A 17,432-nucleotide genomic window follows, 5' to 3' on the forward strand; every position below is an offset into this window, starting at 1 on the left:
TGCATCTGAGCTGGTTAATTCTTACACAACCTGCTATAACTGAGGATAGTTTGGTTAGAATAGTTAAAACGGTTAGCTTTAGCTAACAGGAGAAGAGAATGCTGGCCCGAGAAATCGACATCAACAGAGATGGCCTCAGGATCAGGGAAGATGGGCTGCAGATGGTCATCAGTAAAAGGAAAATGAAGGCGCAGAAGCCTTTCTTTCAGCTGAAAGTTGATATAGACAACTCAACGTCTCTCGGTGTGGTTGAAGAACACCTGAAAATCATGTTGCAAACTCTCCGCCAGGTTAGAGAAGCTGAAAATGATCATGGCGACGTTTGCCACATCGACGAGACACGTTTTGAAGCCATGTTTCATAGCCTGGAGCAACAGATCAATCCGGATGACACTGCCAGGATAATTCTTCCGCGGGATACACAAGAGCCCGTCAACCACAGCGGGCTGGTTGATATTTCCAAGGTGGAACGCGGGCGTGAGCACATCCTGGCGGCCAGCGAATGGCTCACGGCAGAGCAGATTTCCCATCTGGCAGGCTTTGCTACCGAGAATCCCTCGGCCCAGCCAAGCAAATGGAAAAGCCATAACCGCATATTTTCATTGAAGAAAGGAGCAACACAACTCTTTCCCCGTTATGCGCTGGATGATAACTATCGTCCTCTCCCCGTGATGGCAGTGTTACTCGCCAGTTTTAAAAACCTGAAACACGGCTGGGGGCTTGCCCAGTGGTTCGCGACGTCAAACAACCTGTTGGCTGGCCGCCGCCCCATGGAAATGTTGCAGTCATATCCGGCCAATGTGATTGCGGCGGCGGAATATGAAGCGAAAAGGATCGTCGATGGAGCAGAGCAAAGTTAAACAGAAGGGTGAGCCCAAAAAGGAAGATTTTGGTTCACCCGTTTTTCTTGGCCGCAAGATAGCCGTCCCTGGCAAGACCCTGCGGGTAAGAATCGAAGTCATTCCCAAAGGCACGGTGTTACATCGCTGCCATGATGCGCAGTACCCCGGAGACAGTTTTAATCCCGGCAAAATATTGCTTCCCCATGAGTACGGAGCCCGTTTCAGCCCTATCAGGGATGCAGCTTTGGATCTGATCCCCACCATGTACCTGGCCAGCAGTTGCGAAGCCGCTATCGCGGAATCGGTTTTTCACGATGTGGTCGCCACCGGCAAAACAGAATTTTTCGATTTACGCCCATTTACCCATATGCATTACATCCAGCTGAAACTGGAGCGGGATCTGAACGTCGTCAGTTGCCGAGCACAGGATTGTCTCTATATGGGCATCGATCGCGATGAATTGATCGGCAGTACCCAGCTCGAATACTCGCAAACCCGAGCCTGGTCACAGGCTATTTATCAACAGCATCATAACGTTGACGGAATGAAGTGGTACTCAAAAAGAAATGACGATCATTTTGCCATGATCCTGTTTGGCGGCCAACGGGTCATGGATAGTGAACTCTCGATAGCCGAACCCTCAAGCCGTCTCCTCAGCCATAAAGCCATTGGCCAAATTATCCAAAAGACCGCCGAGCGTCTGGGCCTGATCCTGACCGAAGAGTAGACACTGGCCGGATATTCTCTTCTCTCTGATTGCCCTAAACGTGACTCTTATCGCCCCAAGCAACAAAAGTGCTCCCCTTCCGTAAGAATAATGATTATCATTCACAAATATAGTGAGCCGCATGCAATGACATGACCGGCCAGATTTTGCTTTCGATTCAATGTTGAGCCCGATTTAGCCACCGAGCAGCAGCCCGGTGGCGGCCTGTATTTTGATCAAATGGAGCTTTTATGAACGCTATGATGACCACCAGCCGTAAGTTTGGCGGACGTGCGGTTTACCCTCTGTTGCTTCTCAGCAGCCTGATGTTTTCCACCTCTGTACTGGCACAGACAGAAACGGAACTGCTGCGTAAGCCGGTAGGTAAAGGCGCTTACGAGATGGTGTACAGCCAGGGCGAGAATGCGCTGTATCTGGCAACGTCACAGAGCCGCAAGCTGGATAAGGGCGGCATCGTCTATCGCCTTGACCCACAAACGCTGGATATCACGCAGATCATTCATAACGATATCAAACCGTTCAGTGCCGCCATCAACACCAAGACCGATACTCTCTATTTTGGTAACACCACCAGTAACTCGCTGACCGCGATCGACGGCAAAACCGGCGAAGTGAAAGGCCGCCTGGTGCTGGATGCGCGTAAACGCTCTGATACCGTGAAACCATTGGCCCCACGTGAGCTGGTGGCAGACGCGACCACAGACACCGTCTACATCACCGGCTTGGGCGAGTCCAGCGTGGTTTGGGTTGTGGATGGCAAGGATCTGACTCTGCGCACCACCATCACCGAAACCGGTAAATACGGTACCGGCCTGGCGCTGGATGCAGCGGCAAGCCGCCTGTATGTGACCAATGCCGATGGCGAGTTGGTGACTATCGATACCAAAACCAACAAGGTGCTGTCACGTAAGAAGCTGGATGAGTCGAAGGAGCACTTCTTCCTGAATATCAGCCTGGATCCGGCAACCCACCGTGCGTTCATCACCGATTCCAAGCAGCCGCAGGTACTGGTTGTTGATACCAACAACGGCAACATTCTGCAGAAGATCGACGTGCCGGAATCCCTGGCCGTGTTGTTTAACCCAGCACGCAATGAAGTGTACGTTACTCATCGCCAAGCGGGCACCGTGAGCGTGATCGACGCCAAGAGCTACAAGCTGTTGGAAACCATCAAGACACCAACGCATCCGAACAGCCTGGCACTGTCACCAGATGGTAAGACGCTGTACGTGAGCGTGAAGCAGGCTTCAAGCCGTGAAAAAGAAGCCACCGATCCAGATGACGTGATCCGCATTACGTTGAAATAATCTGCCCAAGCGCTGCCCCCCGCCCAATAAAGAGGGCGGCGCTACCTCCCTTCTGCCCGATCGTTTTCTGGCCAATTCTCTCTCTGTTTGTTAATAAAAACGTCATCAAAAGCTGTTACTTAATTGCCTTGCCAATTTACAAGGTTATTAGGGATGATCGAAAATGCTAAAAAAAACAGCAGTATCTGCACTGACTATGGCCGTGTTTCTTTCGCTGGATCCTGCTTGCGCGGCAGAAACCAGGACCCTCGAAGCAACCGGGCTAATCTCTGGATTCAGTCAGCTTAACAACAGCGAGGCTGGGCGCCATGCCTTGGCCGACAACCTCAGTACGTCTATCACCATCAACAATCAGGCTTCCGACGCTCAGCGTGCCAGAGCCATCTCCGACAATACTATCGCGGCACTGATCGGCTCGATGAGTAACGGCCTACTGGTAGCCAATGCGCTTGGACCGAAAATGAATGACATTTTCTCCGCGCATAACAGCATCAACGCCGCCACTTACTCGGCAACGACATTCTCCAAAAATTTTGAAGCTCTATTCACGCAGGTCAATGCGCTGATCCAAGCGGACTCCAGCTTCGCCAAAAATTATTACGCCAATGGCAGCGCCAACGGTAACCCGGCACTACCTGCTACCGGCATCAGTCTGCCAGTGGGCGGTGTCTATAACGTTTACGATCTGGCTTACCAACCATTGGACGAAAATCGTAATACCGTCGGCAACTCACGCCCTGTGCAGGTTGCTCCAGACAGAATAGAAAGTTTCAGTGCGCCCGATTTCTTCGGGGTTGAGACCAATTCTGCGGTAGCCATTCTGCCGACCGTCAAGGGGAATGCCTCTTTCCCAAGCGGCCACTCGGCTTTTGGTTTCGCCAGCACGTTGCTGTTTGCCGAGATGGTGCCTGAACGCTTCCAGGAATTTCTGTTGCGTGGCTCGCAATACGGTAACAGCCGTATCACCCTGGGCGTGCATTATGCGCTGGATGTCATCGGCGCACGCATCATGGCAACCTACGCCCTCGCACAGATGCTCAACAACAACCCTGACTATCTGGGGCAAAACATCTCGAGCATGTTGGGCTCGCCGATGACCACCACCACTGATTTCCAAGGGTTGATCTCGGCCGCACAGACGGATCTACGCACATTGCTGGAACAAGGCTGCCAAAGCACGATTGCAGAATGTTCCGCTACCGATAGAGCAGAACGCCAGGCCACAGCAGCGCAGAACAAGGCCGACTACCTCTACCGCATGACCTACGGCCTAACGCCAGTAGGCCCAACCGATCTGGCTCCGGTAGTACCTGTTGGGGCAGAAGTGCTGATAGCCAGCCGTTTTCCTTACCTGACCGCCGAGCAGCGTCGTGATGTTCTTGCCACCACGGAGATCGAATCCGGCCATGCGCTCGACAACGGTTCAGGTTGGGCACGGCTCAATCTCTATGCTGCAGCCGACGGGTACGGAGCCTTTAATGGCAATGTGTCAGTCACCATGGATGCCAGCCAAGGCGGTTTCAACGCCTACGACAGCTGGGGCAATGATATTGCTGGCAACGGCAGCTTTGTCAAAAATGGTTCAGGGATCCTTGAGCTGACAGGCAATAACAGTTTCTCTGGCTCCACGACGGTGGCCGGAGGTGCGCTGATCGTCAATGGCGATCATGGGCATTCCTCCGTCACCGTCGAGAATGGTGCGTTACTGGGCGGTTCCGGTACCGTAGGAGCGTTGACCGCGCAGTCCGGTGCCGTTATCGCACCAGGCAACTCGATTGGCACCTTGCAGGTAGCGAATGATGTCACCTTTGCATCAGGCTCAACCTATGCGGTAGAAATTGCCGCCGATGGACGCAGCGATGTTATCCAAAGTACCGGATCCGCCATCTTGAAGGGTGGAGATGTGAAGGTCTCTCTGGAAAACAGCGGCAACCTGCTTAGCCAAGGCGAAGCGCACAGCTTGTTAGGCAAGCAGTACCGCATTCTGACGGCTCAACAGGGTATCAGCGGCCAGTTTGACAATGTGCAGCCCGACTATCTGTTCCTGGGCACCACACTCAATTATCAGCCTACGCAGATCACGTTGAACGTGGGCCGCAACGCCACCGCTTTCGCCGATGTGGCACAAACGCCTAACGAGCGGGCGTTAGCGATGGCGGCGGATACCTTAGGTGCCGGTAACTCGGTCTACGAAAGTATTCTGACCAGCAGCACACCTTGGGAGGCACGGCAGGCCTACCGTCAGTTGTCCGGGCAAATTCATGCCGACATAGCTTCGGCACAGATGAATGACAGCCGCTACCTGCGCGATGCGTTGAACGAACGTTTACGCCAGAGTGAAGGGTTGACCCGTTCACCAGACATCAAGGTGAACGAAGGGGGAGCATGGGCGCAATTCCTGGGAGCATGGGATCACGCCTCTGGTGACGCCAATGCTACAGGCTATCAAGCCTCTACCTACGGGATCTTGATGGGGCTGGATTCAACCTATAGCGAAGAGTGGCAACTGGGCATTTCGACTGGATATACGCGCACGTCACTGGATGGAGGTTATGGCGCTAACGCGAACAGTGATAACTATCACTTAGGCGTGTACGGAGGTAAACAGCTCGGCGATCTGGCTCTGCGTGCGGGCAGTACCTATACATGGCATCGTATTGATACCTCTCGCAACGTCAATTACGGGGCGCAGTCGGATAACCAGACCGCCAAGTACAGCGCACGTACCCAACAAGTGTTTGCCGAAGCGGGCTACAGCTTGAAGGCAGCAGAAGTTAACCTAGAACCTTTCGCCAATCTGGCTTACATCAATTTCCAGAATAACGGCATTAACGAAGATGGCGGAGCTGCGGCACTGCATGGTGATAAACAGCATACGGATGCCACTGTCTCAACGCTGGGACTACGTGCCGATACCCAGGTGCAGACTGTCATGCTGCGCGGTGAATTGGGTTGGCAGCACCAGTATAGCGATTTGGATCGTGGCACCAGGCTGATGTTCAGTGGCAGCAGCTCAGCGTTGGTGGTCGACAGCGTGCCGGTCTCCCGTGATGGCGCGGTGGTAAAAGCCAGTGCGGAAGTTGCCGTAAGCAAAGATGCGACACTGACGCTGGGATATGGTGGCCTTGTCTCGCAAAACCATCAGGATAACCGCGTGAACGCTGGCTTTATCTGGCGTTTTTGATCGTCTATTCAAACCGTTACATCCCTTCATCCTCTTACAAAGGGTGAGGGGATGTAACATGCCATATATTAGCTGCTGCACTTACCACAACTTCGAGCTTCTCCCCGCTAATGTCAATCCACGTCAAGTTCCTTGACGAAGCTTATCACTTAATTTACCTGAGCTTATCTTGAGCCCGCGATCGCAATGTCCTACGGTATCGGTAGTTTGAATGGATAGCTAACTGGCCGTAAAAAGGATCAATGATCATGGTTAAGTCTTTGAGAAATCCGCTGATTGGTTTGCTGTGTTTGTCGACGGTGGGTTGTGCCAATATGACCAATGATGAGGTCGCGATCACCGGTGTGGTGATCGGGCTAGGTGCACTGGTCGCATTGGCACTGCTAAGTGATGGTGACGACGATAAGGGTCATAAAGTGCCGCCCCGCAAGGAGCATGGTAACAGAGGTGATCACAAAGGCGGTGATAAACATGGGTATGGGAAGGATCATGGAAAAGGTCATCCAGGACGTCGTTAATCCCTGGCAAAAATCCACGGACTCCTGAGCTGCAGGCGTTTATTCACCGGCTCGCCACGTAGCGGCGCTGAAAGTTATCGATGAAAGTAGGCAATAACCAATGTGCCTGGCATAGTAAGTGGCTCAACTAACACCATTAAGTTATGCCACGACGAGGCCCTGATGGCTGCCGTAAATCTCTGGACGCGGGAACAGTTGCTGGTCGCTTTTACGCTATACAGCCAAATCCCCTTTGGTAAATTGCACGCCAAAAACCCCGACATTATCCACTATGCTGGGTTAATCGGCCGCTCACCTTCCGCATTGGCAATGAAGTTAGTGAATATCGCCAGTCTGGATCCGTTTATCGTTAACTCTGGCCGTCGTGGACTGACAGGGGCATCCAAAGCAGATGAAGCGCTATGGCAGGAAATGAACCTCGACAGTGACACCTTTGAACGGCAGTGCCAATTGGCAATGACAGAGTTGGAGCCTCCGGTCACCGCCTTACGTGACAGCGCAATAGAAGATTTCAGTGGCAGAGAAAGAACCACCATCATCAATGCGCGTGTTGGTCAGCAGTTGTTTCGCAAACGGGTGCTGGATGCCTATGAAAATCGCTGTTGCCTGACCGAACTGGAAGAACCGATGCTGCTGGTCGCCAGCCATATCCGCCCGTGGAAGCATACCGTTGAACATCGGCTCAACCCCAACAACGGCTTATGTCTGTCCAACCTGCACGACAAAGCGTTCGATCGCGGGTTAATCACCTTTAATGAACACCTTGAGCTGGTGCTTTCGCCGCGCCTTAAACAACTGAAAAGCGCCATCAGCGAAGAGAACTTTGCCAAATATGAAGGTCGCAGGCTAAGGCTGCCAATAGACTTCCCTCCGGATGCCCACCAGTTGGCCTATCATCGGCAGAACATCTTTATCGCTAAAAACTAGGTGCAACCTGCTACGCCCCGACGATCGAGTCTATGTGGCCCAAGCTAACCTTGGCATTACCGGGGAGCCTTCTTTCTCCCCGGTTGATTACACCATCACCGTGCGATAAAGCAGTTCATCCAGCGATTTGTCGCTGCGGGCCGGGCTGTCGGGCAAGGCTTCCTGCCGAGCATCCGCCGTCAGTTCCTGCGTGATAAACGCGTGGATCCTTTCCCTACGCGGGCCGTACTCCGCCTCGCCTGCGCGCCGTTTCGCCGCCAGTAATGCATGGATTTCCGCCAACAGCAGCGGATCTTCCACCGTGTCAGCCAACAGTTGGTCAAAACGCATCGGCGGCACGCCCTTGCCCGCTTCTATCCAGCGCACCGCCAGCAACGGGCGCAGCACGTAGAAGTATTTCTTCAGCCGTACCTGCTCCCCCTGCAAATAGCCACGGAAGTTTTTCCTGGCCATCGACAGGTAGTGCCAACGCGCCCGCTGCGCGGAGAACCATTCAGGCACTACACCTCGCAACGCCGCAACGCTCTCAGGGGCTTCCTGATATACCACCGGTGAATCCAACCACTCGATCAACGTTGGGTTGGCCCGCTTCAGCAGACCAAGCGCCTTGCGCCATTCCCAGCCACAGACATCCAATTCATGATCGATTGGTAGTTCGATCACATCCCGGTGTGGCTCCACCCGTAAATACCATTCCGGCGGGTGGACATACAAAAAGCGCACGTCGTAATCGCTGTCCGGCGAGGCAAAGCCCCAGCCGCGGCTACCGGATTCGCAGGCATAAAGCACCCGCACGTCGTAACGCTTTTCCACCTCGCCCAGCACCTGCCGGACTCTTTCCCGCATGGCGCTATCCACGCCGTTTACTCGCTGTTCCATCACGTTATCCTTTTACGCATACCACCTGACGCAGGGTATGGACGATTTCCACCAGTGAGGACTGTGCCGCCATCACCGCATCGATATCTTTATAAGCCATTGGGATCTCATCGATCACCTCGCTGTCCTTACGGCATTCCACATGTTCGGTTGCCCGGATCTGATCGGCCACGGTGAAGCGTTTTTTTGCCGCCGTACGGCTCATGGTGCGGCCTGCGCCATGGCTGCAAGAGCAGAAACTCTCTTCGTTACCCAATCCGCGCACGATGAAGCTTTTCGCCCCCATAGAGCCAGGGATGATCCCCATCTGGCCTTTCTGCGCAGACACGGCCCCTTTACGCGTCACCAACACCGGCTCACCAAAGTGCGTCTCACGCTGCACATAGTTATGGTGGCAGTTCACGGCCTCTTGCTGGGTAGTGAACGGTTTGGTCACGATACGCGACAGCGCCGCCAGCACGTGCTCCATCATCACTTCCCGATTATGGCGGGCGAAATCCTGTGCCCAACCCACGGCTTCCATGTAATCGTCAAAATGCTGGCTACCTTCCTCGAAATAGGCCAGGTTACGATCCGGCAAGTTAGCGATATGCTGTTGCATATCCTGCTGCGCCAGAGCAATAAATAGCGAACCGATGGCATTCCCCACGCCACGGGAACCGCTATGCAGCATCACCCACACCTGCTGCGTTTCATCCAGGCAGACTTCGATAAAGTGGTTACCCGTTCCCAACGTTCCCAGATGCTGATAATTGTTGGTTTTCAGCAACTGCGGATATTTGTCGGTCAAGCGCTTAAAGCGCGGCAGCAAAGTGGCCCAATGCTGATCGACCGTTTGCGGTGGAGTTTCCCAGGCCCCTTTATCTCTTCTTGAACGGGTCGAGGTACGGCCATGCGGCACTGCCTGTTCGATGGCGCTACGCAGCCCAGCCAGGCTATCCGGCAGATCGGCGGCCACCAGCGAAGTACGCACCGCAATCATGCCGCAACCAATATCCACGCCAACGGCCGCCGGAATAATCGCGCCACGGGTAGGGATCACACTACCAATGGTGGAACCCTTACCCAAATGCACATCCGGCATCACCGCCAAGTGTTTAAAAATAAACGGCATTTTCGCCGTATTCAGCAACTGCTCACGCGCTTCTGGCTCTACGGGCACGCCCTGTGTCCACATTTTGATCGGTGCGCTATTAACCGGTGCCATCAACTCATAATTATTCTTCATTCTTTAGTCATCCTTTTTCTTTTGACGTAGTGGATATAGCGAAAGGCGTGCCAACTCGGTCAAAAACACCCATTAAAAATACAATTAATTGATATTTAACCAATAAATAATTAATCACAGATGACTGGCGATGTTGCCAACAAGCCGGTATTTTATCTTTCAGGATAGTATTTTATCGCAAGGGATAATATGAAGCGCAGGGTTGTGATTGGAGTGCTGGGCACCACGCTGGATAAACGTGGCAAACGGGAAAACCGCTGGAGCAAATGGCGGCCAACGGTGGGTCTGTGCCAGCAGCCCGATCTGCCGATCGTTCGCCTGGAGCTGCTGCATCAGCCGCGCGATAAAGGCATGGCGCAGCAGGTGGCGGAAGATATCGTAGCGGTTTCGCCAGCCACTCAGGTGGTGTTACAGGAAGTGGCTCTTAAAGATCCCTGGGATTTGGAAGAGGTGTACAGCGCCTTTCTGGATTTCGCCAGCCGCTATCCGTTTGATACCGAGAACGAAGACTATCTGGTGCATATCACCACCGGCACCCATGTGGTACAGATCTGCTGGTTCCTGCTAACAGAGGCACGATACCTGCCTGCTCAACTACTGCAAACCGCCCCCGGTGACAAAGCCGATCGCCCGTCTCCCCAAGGGATTTACTCGGTGATCGATCTTGATCTCAGCCGCTATACCGCCCTCACCAGCCGATTCCTGCATGAGCAACAGCGCTCGGTGTCGTTCCTCAAAGCCGGTATTGAAACGCGCAACGCTACCTTTAACACGCTGATCGACCAGATTGAGCGCGTCGCCCTGCGTTCAAATGCGCCCATGCTGCTCACCGGCCCCACCGGAGCCGGGAAATCCTTTTTGGCCGAGCGTATCTATCAACTCCGGCATTCTCGCCATCTGGTAAAAGGCCGTTTTGTCGCGGTGAACTGTGCCACCCTTCGCGGCGATAACGCCATGTCGACCCTGTTCGGCCATGTGAAAGGGGCGTTCACCGGTGCGTTGCAGGCACGAGCAGGCCTACTGCGTGAAGCCGACGGCGGCGTGCTGTTCCTTGATGAGATCGCCGAGCTGGGGTTAGACGAACAGGCGATGTTACTGAAAGCCATCGAGGAAAAAACCTTCTTCCCCTTTGGTGCCGATAAAGAAGCCAGCAGCGACTTCCAGCTGATTGCCGGCACCCATCGTGATATGCGCGACTGGATAGCTCAAGGCCGTTTCCGTGAGGATTTATACGCCCGTATCAATATGTGGACCTTCCCACTGCCCGGCCTGGCTGAACGCCGCGAAGATATCGAGCCGAACATCGATTACGAATTACAACGCTTTGCTCGCAGTAACCAGACGCAGGTCCGTTTCGATAAAGACGCCAGACAGCGTTACCTGGCTTTTGCCCGTTCCCCGCAGGCGGTCTGGCGCGGCAACTTCCGTGAGCTGGGATCTTCCATCGCACGCATGGCAACGTTGGCAGAGCAAGGGCGCATCAACCAGCCTTTGGTCGATGAAGAAATCGCCCGGCTGAAATCCCATTGGCAGGGGAACACCAGCGTGCAATTACCTGTCGAGCTTGCCGATATCGATCTGTTCGAGCAAAGCCAGTTGGAGACGGTGCTTAACGTGTGCCGAGCTTCCACATCACTTTCCGAAGCGGGTAGACAGCTGTTTGCCGTCTCGCGCCAGCAGAAAAAGCAGCCCAACGATGCAGACCGGCTGCGTAAATACCTGGCGCGCTTTGGTCTGAGCTGGGATGAGGTGCGAAATAGAGGCTGAATGGGCGCAGCATGAAGTGCCCCCTACATTGAGAGACGGGTGTTATAGTAATAGTCGTACATCGCGATTAAATTGGAATTTTCATGACCCAGCAGCATGTCGTTTTACTTGATGAACAAGGTCAACCCACTGGCGTGATGGAAAAATATGCGGCCCACCAGCGACAAACGCCCCTGCATCTGGCTTTCTCCTCCTGGATCTTCAACCCGCAGGGCGAGTTGCTGATCACCCGCCGAGCGCTGAGCAAAAAAGCCTGGCCCGGCGTTTGGACTAACTCGGTGTGTGGCCATCCGCAGTGGCAGGAGAGCACCGAACACGCCATCGAGCAACGCTGTTTGTATGAAGTGGGCCTGAGCGTGGAACAGATCACCGCCATCGACCCCGATTTCCGCTACTGCGAGACAGACGCCTCCGGCATTATGGAAAACGAAATCTGCCCGGTTTACGCGGCATTGGCTAAGGATGCTGTTGCAGCCAGAGCAGATGAAGTGATGGACTTCCACTGGATTGATTTACGCGAGTTGATCGCTGCGGTAACGGCAACCCCCTGGGCCTTCAGCCCTTGGATGGGGCAGCAGTTGGCGAATGCCAAAACGGAGCAAAACCTGATCGCCTTCGCCACTCACACTTCTGCCTAAACCACTCACCCCGCCATTCCAACCGTTCGCCAGCGTATAAAACCGCTGGCTGAAATTCAGATGTCTTTCCCTATCCAGCCTGGCAATGATGAGCTGTTCCTAAACCTGACCCTAACCAGGGGAAGACGCTACAGCTAAATGTCCGACATCTAAGAATCGGATTTATCACTCAATTTTTGCAGATAGGATAAGGATACCTCATGAAACGCGAGGGGATTTTAAAACACCTCCCATGGATGCTGCTGGGGATACTCGGGGCTTCCTGCCTGGGTGTCATCGCATTGCGCCGTGGTGAAAGCATTAGTGCACTGTGGATCATCGTTGCTTCGGTAGCGGTCTACCTGGTGGCTTATCGCTACTACAGCCTCTACATCGCCACCAAGGTGATGCAGTTGGACGCCACCCGCGCTACACCAGCGGTGGTAAACAACGACGGCCTGAACTACGTCCCCACCAATAAAAACGTGCTGTTCGGCCACCACTTTGCGGCAATCGCCGGTGCGGGTCCGTTGGTTGGCCCAGTGCTGGCAGCACAGGTCGGCTATCTGCCCGGTACGCTGTGGCTGTTAGGCGGCGTGGTGCTGGCGGGGGCGGTACAGGACTTTATGGTGCTGTTTATCTCCTCACGCCGTAACGGTGCTTCGTTGGGCGAGATCATCAAAAAGGAAATGGGCCCAATCCCTGGCACCATCGCGCTGTTTGGCTGCTTCCTGATCATGATCATCATCCTCGCGGTGCTGGCGCTGATCGTAGTGAAAGCCTTGGCCGAAAGCCCATGGGGCGTGTTCACCGTCTGTTCTACCGTGCCAATCGCGCTGTTTATGGGCGTGTACATGCGCTTCCTGCGCCCTGGCAAGGTGGGTGAAGTGTCGGTCATCGGTATCGTGCTGTTGATCGCCTCCATCTGGTTCGGCGGCGTGATTGCCCACGACCCATACTGGGGCCCGGCGCTGACCTTTAAAGACACCACCATCACCTATACGCTGATTGGTTATGCCTTCGTTTCTGCCCTGCTGCCGGTATGGCTGATCCTGGCTCCGCGTGACTATCTGGCCACCTTCCTGAAAATCGGCGTGATCGTCGGGCTGGCGATCGGTATCGTGATCCTCAACCCTGAGCTGAAAATGCCTGCGGTAACGCAGTTCATTGACGGCACCGGCCCGGTCTGGAAAGGCACCCTGTTCCCGTTCCTGTTTATTACCATTGCCTGTGGTGCCGTTTCCGGCTTCCACGCGCTGATCGCTTCAGGTACCACACCGAAACTGCTGGCCAACGAAATGGACTCCCGCTTTATCGGTTATGGCGCCATGCTGATGGAATCCTTCGTTGCCATCATGGCACTGGTCGCGGCTTCTATCATCGAGCCTGGCCTGTACTTCGCCATGAACACCCCACCGGCGGCACTGGGCATCACCATGCCAGACCTGCACCGTCTGGGCACCGAAGATGCACCGATGATCATGGCCTCTCTGCGTGATGTCTCCGCGCATGCTGCCGCAACCGTCAGTTCCTGGGGCTTTGTGATTACCCCTGAGCAGATCCTGCAAACGGCCAAAGACATCGGCGAACCTTCGGTACTGAACCGTGCCGGTGGCGCGCCAACTCTGGCAGTCGGTATCGCTCACGTGTTCCATCAGGTCATCCCTGGCGCGAACATGGGCTTCTGGTATCACTTCGGTATTCTGTTCGAAGCGCTGTTCATCCTGACCGCTCTGGATGCAGGTACCCGTTCCGGTCGCTTTATGCTGCAAGATTTGCTGGGTAACTTCGTGCCATTCCTGAAGAAAACCGATTCGCTGGTGGCCGGTATTGCCGGTACTGCAGGCTGCGTTGGCCTGTGGGGTTACCTGCTGTACCAAGGCGTGGTCGATCCATTGGGCGGCGTCAAGAGCCTGTGGCCGCTGTTCGGCATCTCCAACCAGATGTTGGCTGCCGTAGCACTGGTACTGAGCACCGTAGTATTGATTAAGATGAAGCGCACCAAGTACATCTGGGTGACCGTGATCCCAGCCGTTTGGCTGCTGATCTGTACCACCTACGCGATTTGCCTCAAGCTGTTCAGCGACAATCCGCAGCTGGAAGGCTTCTTCTACCAGGCTAGCCTGTACAGAAATAAAATCACCGAGGGCGGTGCTGAACTGACCGTACAGCAGGTTGCCAACATGAACCATATCGTGGTGAACAACTACACCAACGCCGGTTTGAGCATCCTGTTCCTGCTGGTGGTGTACAGCATCATCTTCTTCGGTATTAAAACCGCCGTGGCGGCGCACAAAAACCCGAAACGCACCGATCAGGAGACACCATACGTGCCGGTTCCTGAGGGTGGCGTCAAAGTTTCGTCGCACCACTGATGGTGATTTGATGGATACCCTGCATAATGATAATACGTTATGTAGGGTATTTTTCTTTGGAGTGAACCCATGTTCGGAAACCTCGGCCAGGCGGGTAAATATCTCGGGCAGGCTGCACGCATGTTAGTGGGCGTGCCTGACTACGATACCTACGTCCAGCATATGAAAGACAACCATCCGGACAAGCCGGTGATGACCTATAAAGAATTTTTCCGCGAACGCCAGGATGCCCGCTACGGTGGCGATGGCAAAGGCGGTATGCGCTGTTGCTAGTTAAGTAAGTACAAGGACCAGGCATGAAACCCATTGCAGTCACCATCCTGACGGGCTTTTTGGGCGCGGGCAAAACCACCCTGCTGCGCCACATTCTGAATGAAAACCACGGTTACAAGATTGCCGTCATCGAGAACGAATTCGGTGAGGTGCCGATCGATAACGCGCTGATTGGCGACCGCGCCAGCCGCATCACTACCCTCAGCAACGGTTGTATCTGTTGCAGCAAATCCAACGAACTGGCAGACGCGCTGCTGGATCTGTTGGACGGCGTCGATAAGGGGCAACTGGAGTTTGACCGGCTGATCATTGAATGCACCGGCATGGCCGACCCCGGCCCGATCACTCAGACCTTTTTCTCGCATGAAGTCATCGGCCAACGCTTCCTGCTGGACGGGATTATCACGCTGGTGGATGCGGTACATGCCGATCAGCAGTTGAACCAGTTCACTATCTCGCAGGCACAGGTGGGTTATGCCGATCGTATCCTGCTGACCAAGACCGATGTGGCAACGGATAACGAAGCGCTGATCCAGCGTTTGCAACTGATGAACGCCCGCGCACCGGTATATAAGGTGACACACGGTGATATCGATCTCGGCGTGCTATTTGATATCGAAGGCTTTGTGCTTAACGATAAGCTCAACCTGGCCCCCCCCGTTTTCCGCCGCATTCCGCAAGCGCAAAATAATATCCAGTCAATCGTGGTGTATCACGACCAGCCGCTGGAGCTGATGCAGATTTCCGAAGTGATGGAAGGCTTATTATTGAAGTTCGCCGATAACCTGCTGCGCTACAAAGGGATTTTGTCGATTAAGGACGAACCGCGCCGCCTGCTGTTCCAGGGCGTGCAACGCCTGTATAACGCCGACTGGGACCGTGAATGGCTGCCGGAAGAAGAGTGCAAAAGCACGATGGTGTTTATCGGCATCGATTTGCCGGAAGATGAAATCCGCTCTGGGTTTGCTGCGCTGGGTTGATGAGTTGGAGACGGTGTTGGGTGTTAGAACTGCCAACGCTGTCTTTCTTACCATGGAGTTATTGCATAAACATAATAAAAGCACACCTAATATATTGTATAGATGCAATAAAGTAATATGGAGCAAAGTTAAAGACCCAACCAAAAGGAACTCAGCATGATCGCCAGGCTTCAACGCGCTAACTCTCTCCGTGATACAACATTCGCCGGCCATCCTTTATTGCGCTTGTTGCTCTGCCTGAGCCTGACTCTGGGGGCCAGCACCGCAGCGCACGCCGCTTCTTTCGATTGTGAGAAAGCCACCAGCGATATCGAGCATAGCATCTGCAATAGCCCAGACCTGAGCAGCCTAGATAACCAACTGACCGAAAATTACCGGTTAGCAATGGCAAGCCTGCCAAGTGATCAGGCCGACGCATTACGCACCGAGCAGCGTAGCTGGTTGAAGCAGCGGGATACCTGCAACGGTCAGGAAAGTTGCCTGAGCGATTTATTTAGCCAACGCGCCGCCCAGTTGCAGAATACCGCCAAGCAGGCCGCCTCGGCACTAGATAACATCATTGCCAGCATTCCGGCAGACCCGGCTGCAGCGGCACAGCAGTTGCAGCAGTATCGCGGCCCGCTGGCCTCCGCCTGGCTGATTTACCTGCATCAGTTTGCCCCCGCCAGCAAGGTCACGGATGCCGAGGTAGAAACCAGGCACCAAAGCGTGATCAAGGCGATGAACGACGACACATTCTCCCAGTCAGTGTTACGTGATATCGAAAACGATCCCAAAACCGGCCATGATGTTGCGGTTTTAACGCTCTTACGCATGACCATTGAGCGAGCCGGGTATGAAAATGCCGATGGCCGCCCCTATGTGCATTGTTTCATCTTCAAACAGCAGGGCGCAGCGGCTTATGAAGCCTTTGGGGCATTATATGGATCGTCTCGTGATTCACAGGCCCCCATTTGTTCACCGCAGGGCGATCTGTTTGAACGACCAGCCTGGCAGCAACTGACCAAGTCAATAGAACCGATGATTGGCAAGGCCAGTGAGAATTCCGGTACCATCCGCTTTGCCAGCTATGCCGATTGGGCCATGTTCCGCCTGCGCGCCACCGTCTCCCCCGAGGATTTCCTTAAGCCAAGCCAGCGCACGCCAGCCACGGACGATCCTGCACAGCTAATCCGCAGTTGGTCTGACGATAAGGTTTGGCCGAAAGAACAACGCGAGCAGTTGCTTGTCGCCATTGAACCAGCACGTCTGGCGACCATGGGCTGGTTGCAAACCGAGAAGCATTTCTCGGCCAGCGATGCGGCTAAAGCCGCAGATGCGATAGTGAACACCTGGCTCAGTGACAGAATGGACTTTATCGGCGAGATGAGCGGACCGGAGGACTGATAAGTACCGTGATGCCCCTCACCCTAACCCTCTCCCGAAGGGAGAGGGGACCGAATGTGCCACGGAATAACTCCCACATCTGATCTCAATACCGAGAATGCTAAACAGCGAAGCATGCGGTGCCATAGGCTAGCTTCTGTACCTGACTACAGCGCCGTACTGGCTCCCTCTCCCTGTGGAGGAGGGGACCAAATGTGCCACGGAATAACTCCCACATCTGATCTCAATACCGAGAATGCTAAACAGCGAAGCATGCGGTGCCATAGGCTAGCTTCTGTACCTGACTACAGCGCCATACTGGCTCCCTCTCCCTGTGGAGGAGGGGACCAAATGTGCCACGGAATAACTCCCACATCTGATCTCAATACCGAGAATGCTAAACAGCGAAGCATGCGGTGCCATAGGCTAGCTTCTGTACCTGA

The 17,432-nt window shown here is 54.3% G+C and carries 14 protein-coding genes; 12 read left to right on the forward strand and 2 right to left on the reverse strand.

Annotation, left to right across the window (positions count from 1 at the left end; genetic code table 11):
- The first annotated feature begins 98 nt into the window (after positions 1 to 98).
- From JHD74_RS00755 to JHD74_RS00780, 6 genes are all read left to right on the forward strand, one after another.
- Positions 99 to 860 (forward strand): hypothetical protein, encoded by a 762-nt coding sequence (locus JHD74_RS00755; protein WP_074028424.1) that lies wholly within the window; start codon positions 99 to 101, stop codon positions 858 to 860.
- Positions 841 to 1,569 (forward strand): RES family NAD+ phosphorylase, encoded by a 729-nt coding sequence (locus JHD74_RS00760; RefSeq protein WP_199061279.1) that lies wholly within the window; start codon positions 841 to 843, stop codon positions 1,567 to 1,569. The genes JHD74_RS00755 and JHD74_RS00760 overlap by 20 nt, the downstream gene beginning before the upstream one ends.
- 230 nt (positions 1,570 to 1,799) lie before the next feature.
- Complete coding sequence (locus JHD74_RS00765) at positions 1,800 to 2,876, forward strand: YncE family protein (protein WP_199061281.1); 1,077 nt, start codon at positions 1,800 to 1,802, stop codon at positions 2,874 to 2,876.
- A gap of 163 nt (positions 2,877 to 3,039) precedes the next feature.
- Positions 3,040 to 6,060, forward strand: a complete 3,021-nt coding sequence (locus tag JHD74_RS00770; protein ID WP_199061283.1) for an autotransporter outer membrane beta-barrel domain-containing protein — start codon at positions 3,040 to 3,042, stop codon at positions 6,058 to 6,060.
- 248 nt (positions 6,061 to 6,308) lie between these two features.
- On the forward strand, positions 6,309 to 6,578 hold the full coding sequence (locus JHD74_RS00775; RefSeq protein ID WP_037435676.1) for a hypothetical protein: 270 nt from the start codon (positions 6,309 to 6,311) through the stop codon (positions 6,576 to 6,578).
- Between the two features lie 162 nt (positions 6,579 to 6,740).
- The gene (locus tag JHD74_RS00780; protein WP_199061285.1) at positions 6,741 to 7,505 is read left to right on the forward strand and encodes an HNH endonuclease; all 765 of its coding nucleotides are present in this window, start codon (positions 6,741 to 6,743) and stop codon (positions 7,503 to 7,505) included.
- A gap of 87 nt (positions 7,506 to 7,592) precedes the next feature.
- On the opposite strand, the gene JHD74_RS00785 is transcribed toward JHD74_RS00780, so the two are convergent.
- Both JHD74_RS00785 and JHD74_RS00790 read right to left on the reverse strand, forming a co-directional pair.
- Positions 7,593 to 8,384: a nucleotidyltransferase domain-containing protein gene (locus tag JHD74_RS00785; protein ID WP_199061287.1), complete on the reverse strand. Its 792-nt coding sequence runs from the start codon at positions 8,382 to 8,384 to the stop codon at positions 7,593 to 7,595.
- Between the two features lie 4 nt (positions 8,385 to 8,388).
- The gene (locus tag JHD74_RS00790; RefSeq protein WP_024531179.1) at positions 8,389 to 9,612 is read right to left on the reverse strand and encodes an RtcB family protein; all 1,224 of its coding nucleotides are present in this window, start codon (positions 9,610 to 9,612) and stop codon (positions 8,389 to 8,391) included.
- Positions 9,613 to 9,801: 189 nt separating this feature from the next.
- Between JHD74_RS00790 and rtcR the strand changes: the two genes are divergently transcribed.
- The 6 genes from rtcR (at position 9,802) to JHD74_RS00820 (ending at position 17,010) form a co-directional block, all read left to right on the forward strand.
- Positions 9,802 to 11,379: an RNA repair transcriptional activator RtcR gene (gene rtcR / locus JHD74_RS00795; protein WP_199061289.1), complete on the forward strand. Its 1,578-nt coding sequence runs from the start codon at positions 9,802 to 9,804 to the stop codon at positions 11,377 to 11,379.
- An 83-nt stretch (positions 11,380 to 11,462) separates the two neighbouring features.
- Positions 11,463 to 12,017: an isopentenyl-diphosphate Delta-isomerase gene (gene idi / locus JHD74_RS00800; RefSeq protein ID WP_199061292.1), complete on the forward strand. Its 555-nt coding sequence runs from the start codon at positions 11,463 to 11,465 to the stop codon at positions 12,015 to 12,017.
- Positions 12,018 to 12,217: 200 nt separating this feature from the next.
- Entirely contained in the window at positions 12,218 to 14,371 is a 2,154-nt protein-coding gene (locus tag JHD74_RS00805; protein ID WP_199061294.1) for a carbon starvation CstA family protein, read from the forward strand.
- Between the two features lie 69 nt (positions 14,372 to 14,440).
- Positions 14,441 to 14,644: a YbdD/YjiX family protein gene (locus tag JHD74_RS00810; RefSeq protein ID WP_021179159.1), complete on the forward strand. Its 204-nt coding sequence runs from the start codon at positions 14,441 to 14,443 to the stop codon at positions 14,642 to 14,644.
- Between the two features lie 23 nt (positions 14,645 to 14,667).
- Positions 14,668 to 15,624 (forward strand): GTPase, encoded by a 957-nt coding sequence (gene yjiA / locus JHD74_RS00815; protein WP_199061297.1) that lies wholly within the window; start codon positions 14,668 to 14,670, stop codon positions 15,622 to 15,624.
- 156 nt (positions 15,625 to 15,780) lie between these two features.
- Positions 15,781 to 17,010 carry a lysozyme inhibitor LprI family protein gene (locus tag JHD74_RS00820; RefSeq protein ID WP_199061298.1) on the forward strand — a complete coding sequence of 410 codons (1,230 nt, stop codon included), beginning with the start codon at positions 15,781 to 15,783 and terminating at the stop codon, positions 17,008 to 17,010.
- Positions 17,011 to 17,432: the final 422 nt, after the last annotated feature.

Source organism: Serratia sp. ASV30, assembly GCF_016428815.1.
Taxonomy (GTDB): domain Bacteria; phylum Pseudomonadota; class Gammaproteobacteria; order Enterobacterales; family Enterobacteriaceae; genus Chania; species Chania fonticola_C.